Genomic DNA, 17570 nt, shown 5'->3' on the forward strand with positions numbered 1-17570 from the left:
GCCATCTTCCGTAAGGGTGCTTTTTATTTCGTCGAAACAAAGCTTACTTATTATTCCGGGTTCTCCACTCATCGAGCTGTTTTAATACGGATGCATCCGGATCAATTCAACCAGATTGCGGGCGGCTGCACTTAGCGGCTCATCCTTGCGAGTGCAGATGGCGATCACATTCCGGAGCTCGATGCCTTTCACATAAACACGGCATAACTCGCCACGGGATACGTATTCGCGGACGACCAGCGAGGAAACAAAGTTAGCTCCGTAGCCGGCGATTACCGCTGTAATGGCTTCATGCAATCCATTAAACTGCAAGGCGATCTTTGGTTCGGTCGCATTATACGTCTTGTACAGTGCGAATAGCCTTTCTCTTGTAGAGCTGCCTTCCTCACGCATGACAAAAGGCTCCTTCATCATTTCTTCCAGCGAAACATGCTGATTCGCATACTTGTGATTCGGGGCAACGACAAACCACAGCTCATCTTGAAATAATTCCTCGGTCTGCACCGTACCCGGATACGCCTCCGGCAGTCCGCCATAAATCGCCAAATCCACATCCACATTCAAAAGCTGCTTCAATGCATCACTGGAGTTGGTTGTCGTGATGGACATTTCGACATGTTCATACTGCTGTTTGAATTTGGCCAGCCAGGATGGAAGGAGAAAATGTGCCGGCAGATAGGTCGCTGCAAGCCGGATAAGACCATAGGTTCCGTGGCCATAGTCGCTTGCGAACTGCTCGATCTGCTGCTCGACTGCAAATAAGCGTTTGGCAAGCACAGCGATTTGCTCCCCCGCATCTGTCAATGCAATCCCTCGGCCTTGGGGCATAAGGAGCGACAAGGAGATTTCCTTTTCGAATTTCTTGATCTGGGCCGTAATGGCTGGTTGACTGATATTTAGCAGCTCTGAGGCACGGGTTACACTGCCGGTAGATGCAATCACATGAAACAAGCGCAGGGCATGTAGGTTCATCGGTTTGCTCCTTAAGTTAATTATATATTTTATATATGAATTACGAATAAAGATATATTATTAATATCATTATAATCCAACTACAATAGAACCAGAAACATCAATACCAAATAAGGAGTGAATTGAAATGAAACAAACCTGGGAACAAGTTGATGAGTATATTACGGATCTGCTTTGCCCGAATGACCCTATCCTTGATGATGTGCTGACAGCGAACCGGAAAGCGGATTTACCGGAGATTGATGTCACTGCGAACCAGGGCAAGCTACTGCAGTTGCTCATTCAGATGAAAGGCGCCAAGCGGGTTCTGGAAATCGGAACGCTCGGTGGCTACAGCACCATCTGGATGGCCAGAGGCCTGCCTTCAGATGGAAAAGTCATTACACTGGAGCTGGATCCCCATCATGCTGAGGTGGCGGAGGCGAACATCGCACATGCTGGATTAGGCCATATGATCCAGATTCGAATCGGGGATGCCCTGCAGCAGCTGGCACGGATGAAGGAAGAGCAGATCGAACCCTTCGATCTGATTTTTATCGATGCGGATAAGCCGAATAACCCGCATTACCTGAACTGGGCCTTGCAATTTTCCCGTCCCGGAACCGTCATTATCGGAGATAATGTGATCCGTGAAGGGGAGATCATAAACAAACACAGCACCGATCCGCGAGTACAGGGAGTCAGACAATTTCATGAAATGATCGCAGCCGAAGGCAGCATTTCGGCAACCGCCATTCAAACGGTGGGCAGCAAGGGATATGACGGCTTTATGATCGGGATTGTAAAGGGATAGGAGTGTAGAGCAGGAACGGAAGTCCTTGTTCGACTATGCGAACGCGGAAGCCCGGAATTTTCGGGGATCCGCGTTTATTTGTGGTTCATGATAGAACCATGTTCATGATCCGCGGCTTAAGACCCATCGCTTGCTTTTCGTTATTTTTGCATCGAGTCAAAAACCCTTCAATCGGCATACGTATTTATGAAATTAGAGGGATAGGAATCCAAACCGATTCCATCGATAATTGGAATATATTGAAAGGTTTCACGAAGCCAGTATCGATGCAAATACGGGAGGAGAATATCAGTGTCCAGAATACGATCACGCCTACTGCCTTTAATCATAGCGCTTATGATAGCGCTCACCGTACAAGCCGGAACGACTCACGGGGAAGGCGCCCCGCGGCCTGATATCGATTGGTCGAAGGAATATGGAGCCTGGTCTGCGGGCGAAGGTGTCATTCCGACGACGGATGGAGGATATTTGGCTTTGGGAAGCCTGACGGAGCAGGAGATGAGAGGGGACTGGGAGTCCTATTCCCAGAAGGCCTATGTCGTCAAGCTGGATGCGGAAGGAACGGCCGAGTGGGAGCAGAAGCTGACCCATGCAGGCTCCGAGACGAATGCGGCCTATCAGGCGATAGAAACCAAAGACGGGGGATATTTCGTGATTGGTTCCACGACGAGCACCTCGGGCCAGCCGTTCAGCCAGCTGCTTATGATCAGGCTTGATGGTTCTGGCCGGGTATTGTGGGAGCAGTCAAAAGAAGAGGACGGGATTCACAGCACTCCGCAGGCGGTGATCGAAGCGGAGAACGGAGATTTTTTAATAGGCGGAAAAGGGATCTCGAACATGAGTTATAGCACAGCCTATATTCTAAAAGTGGATGGAAGCGGGCAAGAGATGTGGTACAAAAAATACCGCTTTGGCGACAGCCAATACATCAACGATCTCATACCCGCGGTAGATGGCGGATATATTGCCGTCGGCGGCATTGACAGCCCCGATTATGAGCCGGGTGACCAAGATGCGCTCCTGATGATGAAAATCGGTGACGAAGGCGAACAGCTCTGGATGAAACAAATCGGCGATCCGGGCACCGATTGGGGAGCGTTCGCAGTGACAGCCTCCGGTGACGGCGGCTATGTGGTTGGAAGCCAAAAGGTAATCAACCAACAAAGGATCACGGTGCTGACGAAAACCGATGCGGACGGGCAGGAGCTGTGGCAAAAAACGTATACGGCCGGCGCTGACGTCGAAGTGTTCAACCGTCTTGTCAAAACGGGAGACGGATATGCCCTCCTCGGAGGAAATGCCTCCGGGGATTATCGGAACCGGAAAACCCAATACGACTTGCTGAGCGTTAATGGCTCGGGAGAAGAGCTGCAGCGCACGCTTTTCAAAGGCGCGCAGATTTCCCGTTATGGTAAGGGAAGTGCTGCACATGATGGAGGGTTTATTTTTACGGGGACGGTGAAACTCGGGGAAAAGACAAAGCTTCAGCTGATGAAGCTGGCTCCGGTGGGCAACCAGCCTGCTGCGGGAGAAAAGAGCGTCACGGGTATCGCTTTCTCGGAACAGGCAAAAAAGCTGAAGGAAGGCACAAGCGTGCCGACGGTGCTGCAGGCGGAATACGCAGATGGATCGAAAGAGGACCTGTCGAGCGCAGCAGCTTACCGTTCCGAAAATCCGGATGTAGCCACCGTGGACGCGACAGGACGCGTCACGGCCCATTCGCCGGGGGATACCAACATTGTTGCGAGTTACCAAGACCGGAGCGCATCATTGAAGGTGACCGTACTCCCGGAAAATTCCGAGGAGTTCGAGCCGGCGTATGGCCGGATCCAGTTTGATTCGGAAGAGTACTCGCTTGCGGCCGGTGCCCTGATTGATGTCCATCTGATTTTTAAGGACGATGCCTCTGGCAAGGAAACGAATGTGACCGAGAAGGCATCGTTCCGCAGCGATCATCCCGATATCGCCGATGTGGACGCGGAAGGGAATCTGACAGGATACCGCGCCGGGACGACCCGGATTTATGCCTCATACAAAGGCAAGTCTGTGTCGGCAAACGTACAGGTTATGCGGGCATCGAGTCCGAATCGGAGTGAGCCAGAAAGCTCGCCGGCCACCGATGCCAAGGGCTCAGCCCCTGATGCGAAATGATGAATGATCGTTATCATAGGATTGTTGGATAACAAAGAGCAGCCTTCCGGCTGCTCTTTTTCATGTCCCGGACCCCCAAAAATCTGAATTTCTCCTGCGATAGTGATACCCCTTGAATAAAAGCATTGACTCTCCCCTAAGAGGAGGCTGCATGATAAGGTCCTGAACTTGATCAAGCGTCTCAACAAAGGAAGGAGAGAAAGTCGTGCTATCCTCATTCAAGCTGTTTCGACATCCCTTTATCCGGGCGATCCTCGTTTCGAATCTGTTTTCTCAGTTCGGCATCTGGGTGCGTAATTTTTCCATCCTGCTGTTCGTCATGGAGCGGACTGGCGGGGATGCCCTGGCCGTATCCATGATCTCCGTTGCCGAGTATGCACCGATATTTTTTTTCGCGTTTATCGGAGGCGTGTTCGCAGACCGCTGGCTGCCGCGGAAAACGTTAATCTGGTGCGATATACTTAGCGCGGCATCGGTTTTCGTCGTGTTTTCGGTCCTGAAAACAGGCGTCTGGGAATTCACCACGCTGCTTTCGGCGATACTGTCCCAGTTCGCACAGCCATCGGGCATGAAGCTGTTTAAAAACCACGTAAGCGATGACCTTGCCCAGCCGGCCATGTCGCTTTTGCAGATGTTATTTGCCGTTTTTATGGTTCTGGGACCGATCCTCGGAACTTTCGTTTACCAGGCATGGGGAATCGCCGTCTCCATCGGCATTACGGGCGCCGCTTTCGTGCTTTCGGCCGCATCGCTGGTGTTGATTCCATCCGATCGTCCCATGAACGCAGGCAGCCCGTCTGCCTGATCCTCGTTGATGCAGGATATGAAAGACGGGCTCTACTATGTGGCAAGCCGAAGAACGCTGCTGATGCTGAGTCTCAGCTTTTTTGCAGTAGGCTTAGGCGTGGGGGTGATTTCGCCACTCGGGATATTCGTGGTCACGCAAAAGCTGGGCCTTCCTGCGGGAGAGCTGAAATGGCTGTTCATTCCATACGGAATCGGGGAAATCATCGGGGGGATGATTACGTTCGGACTGGTAAGCAGAATATCTCCGCGAAAGCTGCTGCTGCTCGGCCTGGGCGTGAATGCCACGGGCATCATCGTGACGGGAATATCCGACGCATTATGGCTGACGATGCTCGCACAGTTTATCATCGCGCTGCTGCAGCCGGCCATTTTTATCGGAAACAATGTACTCGTGATGAAGCATACTGACGCCGGGTATATCGGCAGGGTCACGGGAATCCGCACGCCGCTCATGACGGGAGCCATGCTGATCATGATGTCGCTTTCAGGCGTGCTGAAGGACCTTCTGTCATTGGAATGGGTGTACGCACTGGGCGGTTTATTCCTGCTCGTCGGACTTTTAATGGTACTGCCGGTCGAACGATTCAGCGGGAAGACGTCAGAGCCGAACGAGCCTGCTTAACGCATCGGCTGCTTTTGTTATTGGATTTATCGGTAATCAGGGCTGGGCCAAACGTCGGTAGACGGGGGCTTCAGCCCTGTTTGCATCCTCAGACAGATAAGACGCCGGAAATTTCTTTGAAAACGAATTGACAAAGGAGAAGCATTCGCATATATTGGGGTTAGTTACTTGAGTAATTAACCAGTTGGGTGGTGAAGACGTGGGGCCGATTATGGATGACGGGCGTCCTATTTTTATACAAATCGCGGAGAAGATCGAAGACGACATCATTGGCGAAGGCATGCCAGAGGAAACCCAGGTCCCTTCGACCAATCAGTTTGCATCCTTTTATCAGATTAATCCTGCGACCGCAGCGAAGGGAGTCAATCTTCTGGTTGATCAAGGCATTCTGTACAAGAAGAGGGGGATCGGTATGTTTGTAGCGTCGGGGGCTAGAGAAAAGCTGGTGGAGAAGAGGAAGGAACAATTCTATGAGCAGTATGTCATCACGATGATCCACGAAGCGAAGAAGCTGGGGATTACGACCGACCAATTAACGGACATGGTCCGGAGAGGGGATGGCTTGAAATGAATCCGATCGTCGAAGTGAATCGGCTGAATAAAACCTATGGCAAGGATACGGTAATCCGGGATGTCAGCTTTGTCATTGAGCAGAACAAAATTTACGGCTTGCTTGGCAGAAACGGCGCAGGCAAAACGACCATCATGCATATACTCACGGCCCAGCTGTTCCCGACAAGCGGTGACATGCTGGTGTTCGGGGAGAAGCCTTATGAAAATAACCGGGTGCTCAGCCGGCTGTGCTTCATCAAAGAGAGCCAGAAGTATCCGGATAGCTTCCGAATCGTGGATGTTTTGGCGGTCGCCGCGTCCATTTACCCGAACTGGGATCAAAAGTATGCGCTGCAGCTCGTGGAGGATTTTCGCCTTCCGCTGAAAAGAAGAATGAAGAAGCTGTCCAGGGGGATGCTCTCTTCCGTGGGTGTTATCGTCGGGCTGGCCAGCCGAGCACCGCTGACGATTTTCGACGAGCCTTATCTGGGCCTCGATGCGGTCGCCAGAAATCTGTTCTATGAAAAATTGATCGAAGATTACGCGGAGTATCCAAGGACGTTCATTTTATCTACGCATTTGATCGATGAGGTCAGCAATCTGCTGGAGCATGTCATCCTGATTGACGCCGGAAAGATTCTGATTGATGAGGATGCCGATGAGATCCGGGAAAAAGCTTATACGGCCGTCGGCGCGGCACAGCAAGTCAATAAGCTTACGGCAGGCAAAAAGATCATTCACCAAGAATCCATTGGCGGCATGATGACCACGACGGTGCTTGAGCGCTTGAATGGAGCGCAAAGACGCGAAGCGGCGACGCTGGGCATTGAAATTGTCCCAGTCTCCCTGCAGCAGCTCATTGTTCATCTAACAGGCAACAAAGGAAACGGAAAGGTGGCTGAAAGCTGATGAATCGAACGGCAGGCGTATTGAAAATGCATTGGCGCGATAAATGGGTTTGGATTTATGTGCCGTGGGTCGTATTATTGTTCAGCTTCGCGATAAACGTGATCATCGGGGTCTTGATCAATGGACAGGAGAACATTAACTCGGGCGGCATCGCCTCTATTTATGTGTATATGTTCATCGCTATCGCCATCGTGCAGGCGCAGACGTTCCCGTTTTCGCTCGGAATGAACATCCGCAGAACGGATTACTTCATAGGCACGTCCTTGATGTGCCTCCTTGTCAGCGCCGGTTCAAGCGCGATATTGCTTCTGCTGTCGGTGGTGGAGGACCTGTCGGACGGATGGGGAGTGAATCTGGGTTACTTCTCCCTGCCGTTTATGAGCGATCTATCTCCGATCGCTCGGTACGGAATTTTCTTCATCGTCATGATGCATATGTTCTTTCTCGGATTTGTCATTACGAGCATTCACCGCAGATTCGGAAGAAACGGCTTGTACGTATTTTTTACGGTCATGTTATTGCTTTGCACGATCGGCAGCTTTGCGATGACCTATTATGAGCGGTGGATGGACCTGTTCATCTGGATTTCGCATCATTACTTGGGGTTGTTCGTCTGGATGATCCCGCTGATCGTGGTCTACGCGCTGCTGTCCTACGGTTTGCTCCGCAGGTCCACGGTGTCGTAAGGAATCGTGAAGAAAGACGTATTTCATGCGTGTTTAGGGTCCTAATTTCTTGGTCGAGACCGAGAAGTTGGGATTTTTTTTTGCGGAATAAAAGGGCTATGAAGCAGATCCAATCTTTTATGAAAGCGCTTCAAAAAAAGTTCTTGCCAATTGAAATAACCATTGCTATAATCGCTTTGAAAAGGTTTTCTTGAAAAGGAAGTTTTAACTATGAAGCCAACAATTAGAGATGTTGCCAAAATGGCGGAGGTATCCATCAGCACCGTATCGCGGGTAATGAATGCGCCTGAATCGGTCATCGAGAGCAAGCGGGTTCGCGTTTTGGAGGCAATTGAGAAGCTTCAATACCAGCCTAACTCGTTTGCGCGCGGGCTGATTTACAAGAAATCCTTTACCCTGGGACTGCTAATTCCGGATATCGAGAATTTTTACTACACCGGAATTATCCGGGGGATGCAGGATGCGTGCATTAAGCTGGGGTACAGTTTGATGATCTGCAACACCGACAGGGACAAAAACAGGCTTCTCTCGTACATTGATGCATTTCATGAGAAGCAGGTGGATGGAATTGTGTTTGCAAGCGACGTTATGTTTCCGGAATACTACGAGAAGCTGGTCCGTTGCAGAATTCCATTCGTGCTTCTGTCGACGCATTCCGATGAGTACGACGTTCCAAGCGTGGAGATTGATGATGAAGCAGCGGCGTACGATGCGGTGAAATTTCTGATTGATCTCGGTCACGAGGATATTGGAATGATCGGCTTCAATCATGAAAACTCCATTTCCGGACCGCCCCGGTACCAGGGCTTCATCAGAGCTTTGAGCGAGGCCGGGCTTGAGCATAACGGGAATAAAGTCAAGAATGCTACCCACAGATTCGAGCATGCTTACCATGCGGCTCATGAGTTATTTACCGAACACCCTGAGCTGACAGCCGTATTTTGTGTCGCAGATGAATTCGCCATGGGGGTGATTTCCTACCTGAAGGATCGCAATGTTCTGGTTCCGGGTCAAGTATCGGTTGTCGGCTTTGACAACTTGCGAGTTGCGAATATGTTCATTCCGAAGCTGACGACAATTGCCCAACCGATGTATGATATGGGATACCGTGCGGCAGAAAAGCTGCATGAATGGATGACGACAGGTTCTGTCGAGGTTCTAAGGGAGCGAATGTCGCATAAATTGATTGTCAGGGAGTCCTCGCGTCAAAGATGAGGGGTTCATTTCCGGTAATTTGAAAAGCTTTTCAGAATTTGTCCGATGGTTTGCTTAGCAGCAGCTATGGGTAATGAATTAAATTCATATAACAACAAGAAATCAAACTTATATATCATCTTAGCCTGTTTTTGAAAACGCTGTATTTTGAATAAAATCTTGATTCTGTAAGGAGGTGATCCGCACACCCGCTGAAACCGTTGATTGGTGTTTGTTGGGACGAAATGAACTTTTTTAATCATTATAAAAAAAGGGGATGTATTTGTATGACAAAAGCACGCAAAGTCAGAACATCATTGCTGCTCTCGCTGTGCCTGTCCTTTACCATGATGCTCAGCGCTTGCGGCGGATCGGGTGATGCAGGTCCTACGAAGGAGCCTGCTGCTTCCGGCGGCGACACCAAAGAAATAACTGCGACAACCACACCGGCCGATGACAATGCCGGCTCTCCGCTGGAACTCGCTATGCAAGGCAAGTATAAAGGTACCAAAGTAACGATGTTTGGTCCATTCGTGGATGCCGACCAGAAGAAATTCGAGGACAGCATTAAGGAGTTTGAAGATAAGACCGGGATTGATATTCAATATGAAGGCTCCAAGGAATTCGAAGCGACAATCAACGTACGCGTGGATGGCGGAAGCGCTCCGGATATCGCCGACTTCCCGCAGCCGGGTCTGCTGGCTTCCATCGCCAAGACCGGGAAAGTTGTGGATCTGACCAAGGTTCTGGATCAGGATAAACTGAAGAAAAACTACAACCAGAGCTGGCTCGACATGGGTACGATGGACGGCAAGGACGGCAAAATTATGGCCGGCATCTGGAACCGCAGCAACGTGAAGAGTCTGGTATGGTATCCGAAAAAGCAATTTGATGAGGCCGGTTATAAAGTGCCCGAAACCTGGGATGACATGATGGGTCTGACCGAGCAAATCGCCAAGGACGGCGATCCTGCCTGGGCCATCGGCATTGAGAGCGGTGCGGCAACAGGCTGGCCTGCAACCGACTGGGTTGAAAACATCATGCTGCGTACCACAACACCTGAGAACTATGACAAATGGGTAAAAGGCGAGCTTCCTTTTACATCGCCTGAAGTGAAAAATGCGGTTGAAATCATGTCCAAGATCTGGATGAACAAGGACTATGTATACGGTGGAACCAAGTCGATCGTAACGACTGCTTTCGGTGATGCGCCTAAGCCAATGTTCGATAATCCTCCGAAGGCCTGGTTCAACCTGACGGGCAACTTCATTACAAGCTTCTTCCCTGAAACAGCGAAGGTGGATCAGGACTATGACTGGTTCTACCTGCCGTCCATTGATGAGAAGTATGGTAAGCCTGTACTGGTAGCCGGCGACATTTATGCTATGTTTAATGACCGCCCAGAGGTTCGTGCAGTCATGGAATTCTTCACTACAGGTGAATCCATTAAGAAGTGGGTACAATCCGGTGGTGTCATCGCACCAATGAATGATGCATCGCTTGACTGGTACAATTCCGAATCCGACAAACGGATGGCGAAGCTGGTTCAGGACGCTACAACGCTCCGCTTTGACGGCTCCGATCTGATGCCGGGTAAAGTCGGCGCAGGTTCCTTCTGGAAAGGCATGACTGACTATGTCAGTGGAACGGTGAAGCTGGACGATGCGCTGCAGCAGATTCAAAAAGGCTGGGATAACTAAGCGAAGTTATTGAATTGATTTTATAGGCTGAGAAAGGGGCAGTGCCGAGAACCTGCACTGCCCCTTTTTTTCAGATATTGAAGGGTAGGGATTACCTATGGATACACAAGCCAAAACCAAATCCGGTTTCAAAGCGGTGTTGATCTTTCTCGTTGTGCTGCTGTTTAACCTTATCGTTCATGGAGCAATCTTCATGTTCTTCCGGGATTCCACGCTCAATCCGCTGCTGACAGCGCTGGCTGCGGTCATATGGGGAGTTGTGGGCGTTTATTTTCTGTATCTCTCATTCAGCTGGGCTGTGGAACAATTTCCGCAGCAGATCAGCCGAAAGATTCTTCCTTATATTTTTATTGGGCCGGCTGTTCTTTTGCTTGGCTGGCTGTTGGTACTGCCTGCGCTGCGGACATTATATTTGAGTTTCTTCAATGCATCTTCTGATAAGTTCGTCGGTCTTGGGAACTATCTTGCAATCTTCAGCGACCGGCTGCTCGCGACTGCTCTGCGCAACAACCTGCTGTGGGTTTTCGTCGGTACACTGGCTTGTGTGGCTTTCGGGCTGCTGATTGCCATTCTTGCAGACCGGAGCAGTTATGAGCGGATCGCAAAATCCATCATTTTCATGCCGATGGCCATTTCGTTCGTGGCCGCTGGCGTCATTTGGAAGTTCGTGTACTATTACCAGCCTGGAACCGAGCAGATTGGCCTGCTGAATGCAATCGTCATTGCACTCGGAGGAGAACCGCAGGCCTGGGTGACCATGCTGCAGCCGTGGAACAATTTTTTTCTCATATTGATTTTAATTTGGATGCAAACAGGCTTTGCGATGGTCATTTTCTCGGCGGCAATCAAGGGCGTTCCGGAGGATATTCTGGAGGCTGCACGAGTTGACGGCGCCGGAGAAATCCGTATCTTTTTCCGTATTATCATACCGTTTATTTCGACGACATTGCTGACCGTTACCACAACGATAATTGTATTCACGCTGAAAATATTCGACGTCGTTATGGTCATGACGGGCGGCCAGTACGACACCGAGGTTGTCGCGACACAATTCTACCGGCAGTTCTTCATGTACCGCAACTTTGGGTACGGCTCCACGCTGGCGATTGTGCTGCTGATTGCGGTCCTGCCTGTGATCTATTTTAATCTTCGTCAAATCCGCAAGCAGGGGGGATTCTAATGGCCGGAAGAAAAAGAAAAAAAGGGAAAAAGTGGATCGTAAATCTTGTATTGGGCGTCATTTGCTTGATATGGCTGATACCGACTGTAGGATTGCTGGTTTCATCCTTCAGGCCTGCTGCAGATATACTGCAGACCGGTTGGTGGAAAGTATTTCCTCATCAGGAATGGAAGGCAGCGGATACGATCAAGCTGTCCAAGGATGTTGATTTGCGCCAGCCGATCGAGGTGAAGGGCAAGACGTATACCGATGATCAGCTGAAAGCCGGCGTGAAGGCGGGGGATGACCGCCTGATCTGGGAAAATCGCAGAAACCGGGAGATTAGTGTACAAGAGCAAGGCTGGGTTGCCAGCTCCACGCTGACGCTGGACAACTACAAGAATGTGATCTCGGGTAAGGAATACACGCTGAAAGGGGCAGACGGCAGCGAAACAAAGGAAAAGGGCACAGGTCTCTCGCAAGCTTTCTGGAACACGCTGACCATTGCTATACCGGCCACGGTCATTCCGATATTGATCGCATCCTTTGCCGCTTATGCTTTTGCTTGGCTTCGTTTTCCGGGAAGAAAAACATTATTCGTCGTTATTATTGCGATGCTGGTCGTTCCACTTCAGGTTGCACTGATTCCGGTGCTCAAAGATTTTACTTCGCTTGGACTGAACGGAAGTTATCTTGGCATTTGGCTAGCACACTCAGCTTTTGGACTGCCGCTGGTCACTTATTTTATGTATAACTTTATCAGCCAGCTGCCGAAGGATCTGTTCGAGTCTGCCTTTATGGACGGAGCTAGCCATTTTACCATCTTCAGTAAATTGATTTTACCGCTTTCGGTGCCAGCGTTAGCTTCCATCGGGATCTTCCAGTTCCTGTGGGTATGGAATGATTACCTGGTATCCCTGATCTTTATCGGCAACCAGCCTGGCGTGCAGGTCATGTCGATGAAAATTGCCGATCTCGTGGGTTCGCGCGGAAACGACTGGCATTTGCTCACATCCGCTGCATTTATCTCCATGCTGATGCCGCTCGCTATTTTCTTCCTGCTGCAAAAGTATTTTGTCAGAGGATTGATGGGTGGATCGGTCAAAGGTTAATACCTGCGCTCCATATAAAGTGCCCTTTTTAGATAGGAGGACAAGACAGATGAAAATGAAAGCATACCAGCGTCCAGAGGCAATGTATCCTTACCAGGCGTGGAGCCTGGCTGAGGAAGCCTATGATGATGAAAATAATCAAAGAAGTGAGAGCGTATTCGCACTGGGGAATGGATATATCGGAATGCGCGGCAATTTCGAGGAAGGTTACCAGGGGGAAAAGGGCAAATCCGTCACAGGCAATTACATCAACGGATTTTACGATTCCAAACCGATTGTTTATCCAGAAGGAGCCTACGGCTTTCCTTCCCGGAATCAATCCATGCTGAACGTGACCAATGCACAGCGTATTGGGGTGCTGGTTGGGAACGATCCCTTTCATCTTCACTCGGGAAACGTGATCTTGTATAAGCGGGAATTGGATATGAAGCGGGGCTTCCTGCAGCGGCAGGTGGAATGGGAGTCCCCTTCAGGAGGGCATGTGCTGCTAAGCTTCAAGCGCCTGGTTTCACTGCCGCTTAAGCATTTGGCTGCGATACAGGTCGAAATCGAATCTATCAGCTATACGGGGGATATCCGCCTGAACTCTATCATGGACGGGAAAATCGAGGAAGCAGAAGTAACAGATGATCCTCGTCTTGGTTCTGGAGGCGGTGAGCCAAGTCTAATCCTGGAACAGCTGGCGCATGCCAGTGATTTGTCACTACTGAAGCAGCGTACCCGTCATACCGGCTTTGAGCTGCTTACCGCCATCAGTCACCAGTTAGCGGGTGCAGCCTTTGATAGCGAAAATGTGATGGGCGAGGAAGAAATCGGAACCAGCTACACAGTCAAACTGGCACCTGGTGAAAAAGTATCCTTAACCAAGTATATTTCTTATCACACCTCAAGGGATGAGGCAGGCGAGGAGCTGGAGAAGCTGGCTGCCGAGACACATCTTTTGGCATCCAGTCTGGGCTTTGAGAGACTTTTGGCCGAGCAGGAGAAGTATTTGGACGCCTTCTGGCAGCATGCCGATGTGGAAATCGAGGGTGATCCCGCGCTTCAGCAGGGAATCCGCTTTAATGCCTTCCAGCTGCTGCAGTCGGTGGGACGTGACGGTAAGACGAACATCGGGGCCAAGGGTTTGACCGGCGAAGGATATGAAGGGCATTATTTCTGGGATACGGAAATGTATATGATGCCGTTCTTCACTTACACCCAGCCTCAGATCGCCCGTTCGCTTATGGAATTTCGTTATGCCACGCTGGATAAAGCGCGCAACCGCGCGGCCGTGATGTCCCAAAAAGGGGCGCTGTATCCGTGGCGTACGATTGATGGTGAGGAGAATTCGGCTTATTTCCCTGCGGGAACGGCACAAATGCATATCAATGCGGATGTCGCGTACGCGATCAGACAGTACGTTCAGGCCACGGGAGATGAAGAGTTCCTGGTGAGCAAGGGAGCTGAAATCCTGTTTGAGACTTCAAGATTCTGGTTTGATCTTGGCTACTTCAATGATGCCAGGGATGGAGCCTTCTGCATCGATGGTGTCACGGGCCCGGATGAGTATACAGCCATCGTCAATAACAATACCTACACGAACCTGATGGTGCAAAGCCAGCTAAGATATGCAGCAGAAACAGCAAATCTTCTGCGCCGCGACTATCCGGCAGAGTATGAGCGAATCCAGCAGGCCATCGGCCTGAAGGAAGCCGAAATGGATGACTGGCAAGAAGCCGCCTCACGCATGTTTGTGCCTTATGATGAACGGCTACGGATTTACGCGCAGGATGATACCTTTTTAATGAAGAAAAAATGGGATTTTGAAAATACACCGGATGACAAGTATCCGCTGCTGCTTCATTATCATCCGCTCGTCATTTACCGGCATCAGGTGCTTAAACAGGCGGATACGGTCATGGTGATGTTCCTGCTCAGCGAGCTGTTCACTCTGGAGGAGAAGATCAGGAACTACCAATATTACGAACCGCTGACCACCCATGATTCATCGCTGTCTCCTTGCATACACAGCATTGTATGTGCGGAAATAGGTGATCTGGAGGACGCATATGCCTACTTCGACCGGACCGTACGGATGGATCTGGATGACATTAATCGTAATGCCAAGGACGGCTTGCATACCGCCGCGATGGCAGGCTCATGGATGTCGATCGTCCATGGCTTTGCAGGCATGCGTCTGACGGATGGCTCGCTCAGCTTTAGTCCTGTGCTTCCGGCGCAGTGGGATAGCTGCAGCTTCAAAGTGACGTTCCGAGGGCAGCTGCTCAAGGTCAGCATGGGACGGCAGAAGACAAGCTACACGCTTCTTTCAGAGGGCTCCGTTTCGTTCAAGCACAAAGGAGAAGTGATAACCTTATCAGCGAAGGAAACTATCGAAATCGGATCCTAGATCACGTGTTAGAAAGTAGATCAGAACGGCATAGCCAATCATGCGGCAATAACGCAGTCAGTCATGAACAGGCTTATGCCGTTTTTTTCGAGCCGAAGGGGCCGTTTTTAATCTCTGAAATTTTTTTCGTGAAAATGCTTGACGCTAACTAGCTTGCCATGGTAAGATCTATCTTGTCGCCGCGAAAGAATACTTTCGCAAAGACATTCGCCGATATGCGGTCGTGGCGGAATTGGCAGACGCGCACGGTTCAGGTCCGTGTGGGCTAACCCCCGTGGAGGTTCGAGTCCTCTCGACCGCATAATATGATTTACAAGACTGTCGTATCCAATAGGATACGGCAGTTTTTGTTATTATACATAGAACTTGTATGAGAGGAGCCCGAACAAGCTCACGGCTGTTTTGTAAACATAGTCATAAAACAAACGGGGCATCTCTTCAGGATCTAAGTGATCTGATGAGAATGCCCCTTATTTGTGGAATCGTTTGTTACAAATTGACGCACATATTGTTTGAACTGTTCCCGGAGCGGAGAGCGCGGCTGGTCTTCTGCATACGCGAGTACACCAAGCACAGCCGGTTCGGCTTGTCCGGGCAGCGGCAGCGACTTAAGGGCTGCGGTTGCGAGTTCCTGCTGTATGCCAGATACCGGGAAGATACTGATAAAATCACCGGACTGTACAATGCTTTTAATAATCTCCGGAGAATCGGAGACCGCCCGCTCCCACAGATGAATGTTGCATGCAGCTGCATAGGAGCGTGCATACTCCATCATAAACGATCCTTCGCCATGCTGAACGAAAAACTGCTGGGCTATCAGCTGCTGCGTCAGCGATTTGAGACCGGCAAAGGCATGCGTTTCGGAAAAAATTACGGCGATATCTTCTTTTATAATCGTTTCTTCGGTTAATGCTTTTACCGTATCCGTTGAGGAATGCCCTGAGTAATAGAAAGCCAAATCGATTTCCTGGCCCAGCAGCAGCTCCCGAATCCTACGGGTAGGCTTAATGCTGAGCTCGATCTGAATGCCCGGATACTGGCTGCAGAAGCCGCTAACCAGAGGGGGAAGGATATAGGTGCCCATCATGCTGTCTGCCCCGATATGCAGGTGCCCCTTGTTCAGATCCGTGTAATCCTGTACGGCTTTTCTGGCCTCAGCAGCCATGGCAGTCATCTTGACTGCGTAAGGATACAACGCTTTGCCGGCCTCCGTTAACAAAATTCTGCCTCTTTTTGCCTCAAACAGCGCGACTCCGAGATCTTCCTCCAGGCTTTTCATATGAAAGGTAACGGTGGGCTGCTTCATATCCAGTTCTCTTGCCACATCCGTGACCTTTTTTAGCTTCTCTATTAATACAAGAATCTGTAGTTTTAACAAATTCAATGATATTCCCTCCCCAAATCACGTCCTACAACCCAATTATAGAATTAATCTATGTTTATATAAACATTTTGTATAGAATTTTATTTTTCAGTTTACAAAACCCGTCATTTTACAAAATGATAGAGAACTACAATGAATTTGTCGGTAACGTAATAGAGTTGCCATGACAAACACAGAACAGGGGGAAACAAAAGATTATGAAACTCAAAAAACCATTACTTATGATTTGTACGTTGGCACTGGTGGTTATGCTGGCAGCCTGTGGTAGCAAGAATACCCAAGAGGACAGCAGCGCTTCGGGAACGGCGAATAACGATAAATCTTCTGAGCTTAGCGGATCTGTATTGGCAGTAGGTTCGACGGCACTTCAACCACTGGTTGAACAAACGGCACAAAAATTCATGGCTGAATCCCAGTATTCCAAAATTCAAGTGCAAGTGCAAGGCGGCGGCAGCGGTACTGGCTTGACTCAAGTATCCGGCGGCCAAGCTGATATCGGTAACTCCGACGTATTTGCAGAAGAGAAGCTGAAGGATGAAGCGAAAGAGCTGGTTGATCATCAAGTAGCTGTCGTGGCTATGGCTGCGGTGACCAATCCGGATGCAGGCGTGGATAACCTGACGAAACAACAGCTGGTAGATATTTTCACAGGTAAAGTGACGAACTGGAAAGAAGTTGGCGGTAAAGACGAAGCGATCGTGATCGTAAACCGTCCATCAAGCTCCGGTACCCGCAAAACTTTTGAAAAATATGCACTGGGTGCATCGACAGAAGATCTGAAGGGTTCAATTCAAGAAGAATCCTCCGGTACGGTTAAGAAAATCGTGTCTGAAAGTCCTGGCTCAATCGGATACCTGGCACTGTCCTACCTTGATGATAAAGTTAAAGTCGTAAAATACGATGGTGTGGAAGCTACTGTCGAAAATGTAACATCCGGCAAATATCCGGTATGGGCTTACGAGCACATGTATACAAAAGGCGAGCCTAAGCCAGCTGTAAAAGCATTCCTTGACTACATCGCTTCGGATGCTGTTCAAAATGGTGACGTGGTTGAGCTTGGATACATCCCGGTTTCCAAAATGGAAGTAAAACGTGATGTAGACGGCAACGTTTCGAAATAAGCCTTAAGTGAACTTC

15 protein-coding genes and 1 tRNA gene are annotated in these 17570 nt (G+C 49.8%); 14 read left to right on the forward strand and 2 right to left on the reverse strand.

Annotation, left to right across the window (positions count from 1 at the left end; all coding sequences use genetic code 11):
- Window positions 1–81: 81 nt before the first annotated feature.
- A complete protein-coding gene (locus E6W40_RS04185; protein WP_136604329.1) occupies window positions 82–972 on the reverse strand; it encodes a LysR family transcriptional regulator in 891 nt (296 codons plus the stop codon).
- A gap of 127 nt (window positions 973–1099) precedes the next feature.
- On the opposite strand from E6W40_RS04185, the gene E6W40_RS04190 reads away from it, so the two are divergent.
- From E6W40_RS04190 to E6W40_RS04245, 13 genes are all read left to right on the forward strand, one after another.
- Window positions 1100–1765, forward strand: a complete 666-nt coding sequence (locus E6W40_RS04190) for an O-methyltransferase (RefSeq protein ID WP_136604330.1) — start codon at window positions 1100–1102, stop codon at window positions 1763–1765.
- Window positions 1766–2056: 291 nt separating this feature from the next.
- Complete coding sequence (locus E6W40_RS04195) at window positions 2057–3916, forward strand: Ig-like domain-containing protein (protein ID WP_136604331.1); 1860 nt, start codon at window positions 2057–2059, stop codon at window positions 3914–3916.
- A 205-nt stretch (window positions 3917–4121) separates the two neighbouring features.
- Window positions 4122–4721, forward strand: a complete 600-nt coding sequence (locus E6W40_RS30340) for an MFS transporter (protein ID WP_342774678.1) — start codon at window positions 4122–4124, stop codon at window positions 4719–4721.
- 39 nt (window positions 4722–4760) lie between these two features.
- Entirely contained in the window at window positions 4761–5345 is a 585-nt protein-coding gene (locus E6W40_RS30345; RefSeq protein WP_342774679.1) for an MFS transporter, read from the forward strand.
- 211 nt (window positions 5346–5556) lie between these two features.
- Window positions 5557–5916 (forward strand): GntR family transcriptional regulator, encoded by a 360-nt coding sequence (locus tag E6W40_RS04205; protein ID WP_374706187.1) that lies wholly within the window; start codon window positions 5557–5559, stop codon window positions 5914–5916.
- Window positions 5913–6806: an ABC transporter ATP-binding protein gene (locus E6W40_RS04210; protein ID WP_136604333.1), complete on the forward strand. Its 894-nt coding sequence runs from the start codon at window positions 5913–5915 to the stop codon at window positions 6804–6806. Before E6W40_RS04205 ends, E6W40_RS04210 begins: the two co-directional genes overlap by 4 nt.
- Complete coding sequence (locus tag E6W40_RS04215; RefSeq protein WP_136604334.1) at window positions 6806–7492, forward strand: hypothetical protein; 687 nt, start codon at window positions 6806–6808, stop codon at window positions 7490–7492. The genes E6W40_RS04210 and E6W40_RS04215 overlap by 1 nt, the downstream gene beginning before the upstream one ends.
- Before the next feature lie 210 nt (window positions 7493–7702).
- Entirely contained in the window at window positions 7703–8707 is a 1005-nt protein-coding gene (locus E6W40_RS04220) for a LacI family DNA-binding transcriptional regulator (protein ID WP_136604335.1), read from the forward strand.
- 266 nt (window positions 8708–8973) lie between these two features.
- Window positions 8974–10386 (forward strand): ABC transporter substrate-binding protein, encoded by a 1413-nt coding sequence (locus E6W40_RS04225; protein ID WP_136604336.1) that lies wholly within the window; start codon window positions 8974–8976, stop codon window positions 10384–10386.
- Window positions 10387–10483: 97 nt separating this feature from the next.
- Window positions 10484–11566, forward strand: a complete 1083-nt coding sequence (locus E6W40_RS04230; RefSeq protein WP_136604337.1) for a carbohydrate ABC transporter permease — start codon at window positions 10484–10486, stop codon at window positions 11564–11566.
- Window positions 11566–12657, forward strand: a complete 1092-nt coding sequence (locus E6W40_RS04235; protein WP_136604338.1) for a carbohydrate ABC transporter permease — start codon at window positions 11566–11568, stop codon at window positions 12655–12657. The genes E6W40_RS04230 and E6W40_RS04235 overlap by 1 nt, the downstream gene beginning before the upstream one ends.
- 49 nt (window positions 12658–12706) lie before the next feature.
- The gene (locus E6W40_RS04240; protein ID WP_136604339.1) at window positions 12707–15049 is read left to right on the forward strand and encodes a glycoside hydrolase family 65 protein; all 2343 of its coding nucleotides are present in this window, start codon (window positions 12707–12709) and stop codon (window positions 15047–15049) included.
- Window positions 15050–15266: 217 nt separating this feature from the next.
- Window positions 15267–15350 (forward strand) — tRNA-Leu (locus E6W40_RS04245).
- Between the two features lie 144 nt (window positions 15351–15494).
- Here the strand turns inward: E6W40_RS04245 and E6W40_RS04250 are convergent.
- Window positions 15495–16433, reverse strand: a complete 939-nt coding sequence (locus E6W40_RS04250; RefSeq protein ID WP_136604340.1) for a LysR family transcriptional regulator — start codon at window positions 16431–16433, stop codon at window positions 15495–15497.
- A gap of 197 nt (window positions 16434–16630) precedes the next feature.
- Here E6W40_RS04250 and E6W40_RS04255 point away from each other — a divergent pair, with 197 nt between their 5' ends.
- On the forward strand, window positions 16631–17554 hold the full coding sequence (locus tag E6W40_RS04255) for a phosphate ABC transporter substrate-binding protein (protein WP_136604341.1): 924 nt from the start codon (window positions 16631–16633) through the stop codon (window positions 17552–17554).
- Window positions 17555–17570 lie beyond the last annotated feature (16 nt).

This window comes from Paenibacillus dokdonensis (assembly GCF_004916975.1).
Lineage (GTDB): Bacteria > Bacillota > Bacilli > Paenibacillales > Paenibacillaceae > Paenibacillus_AQ > Paenibacillus_AQ dokdonensis.

Coding starts and splice junctions, on each gene's coding strand:
- E6W40_RS04185 (WP_136604329.1), bottom strand. CDS start 972: ATGAACCTACATGCCCTGCGCTTGTTTCATGTGATTGCATCTACCGGC.
- E6W40_RS04190 (WP_136604330.1), top strand. CDS start 1,100: ATGAAACAAACCTGGGAACAAGTTGATGAGTATATTACGGATCTGCTT.
- E6W40_RS04205 (WP_374706187.1), top strand. CDS start 5,557: ATGGATGACGGGCGTCCTATTTTTATACAAATCGCGGAGAAGATCGAA.
- E6W40_RS04210 (WP_136604333.1), top strand. CDS start 5,913: ATGAATCCGATCGTCGAAGTGAATCGGCTGAATAAAACCTATGGCAAG.
- E6W40_RS04215 (WP_136604334.1), top strand. CDS start 6,806: ATGAATCGAACGGCAGGCGTATTGAAAATGCATTGGCGCGATAAATGG.
- E6W40_RS04220 (WP_136604335.1), top strand. CDS start 7,703: ATGAAGCCAACAATTAGAGATGTTGCCAAAATGGCGGAGGTATCCATC.
- E6W40_RS04225 (WP_136604336.1), top strand. CDS start 8,974: ATGACAAAAGCACGCAAAGTCAGAACATCATTGCTGCTCTCGCTGTGC.
- E6W40_RS04230 (WP_136604337.1), top strand. CDS start 10,484: ATGGATACACAAGCCAAAACCAAATCCGGTTTCAAAGCGGTGTTGATC.
- E6W40_RS04235 (WP_136604338.1), top strand. CDS start 11,566: ATGGCCGGAAGAAAAAGAAAAAAAGGGAAAAAGTGGATCGTAAATCTT.
- E6W40_RS04240 (WP_136604339.1), top strand. CDS start 12,707: ATGAAAATGAAAGCATACCAGCGTCCAGAGGCAATGTATCCTTACCAG.
- E6W40_RS04255 (WP_136604341.1), top strand. CDS start 16,631: ATGAAACTCAAAAAACCATTACTTATGATTTGTACGTTGGCACTGGTG.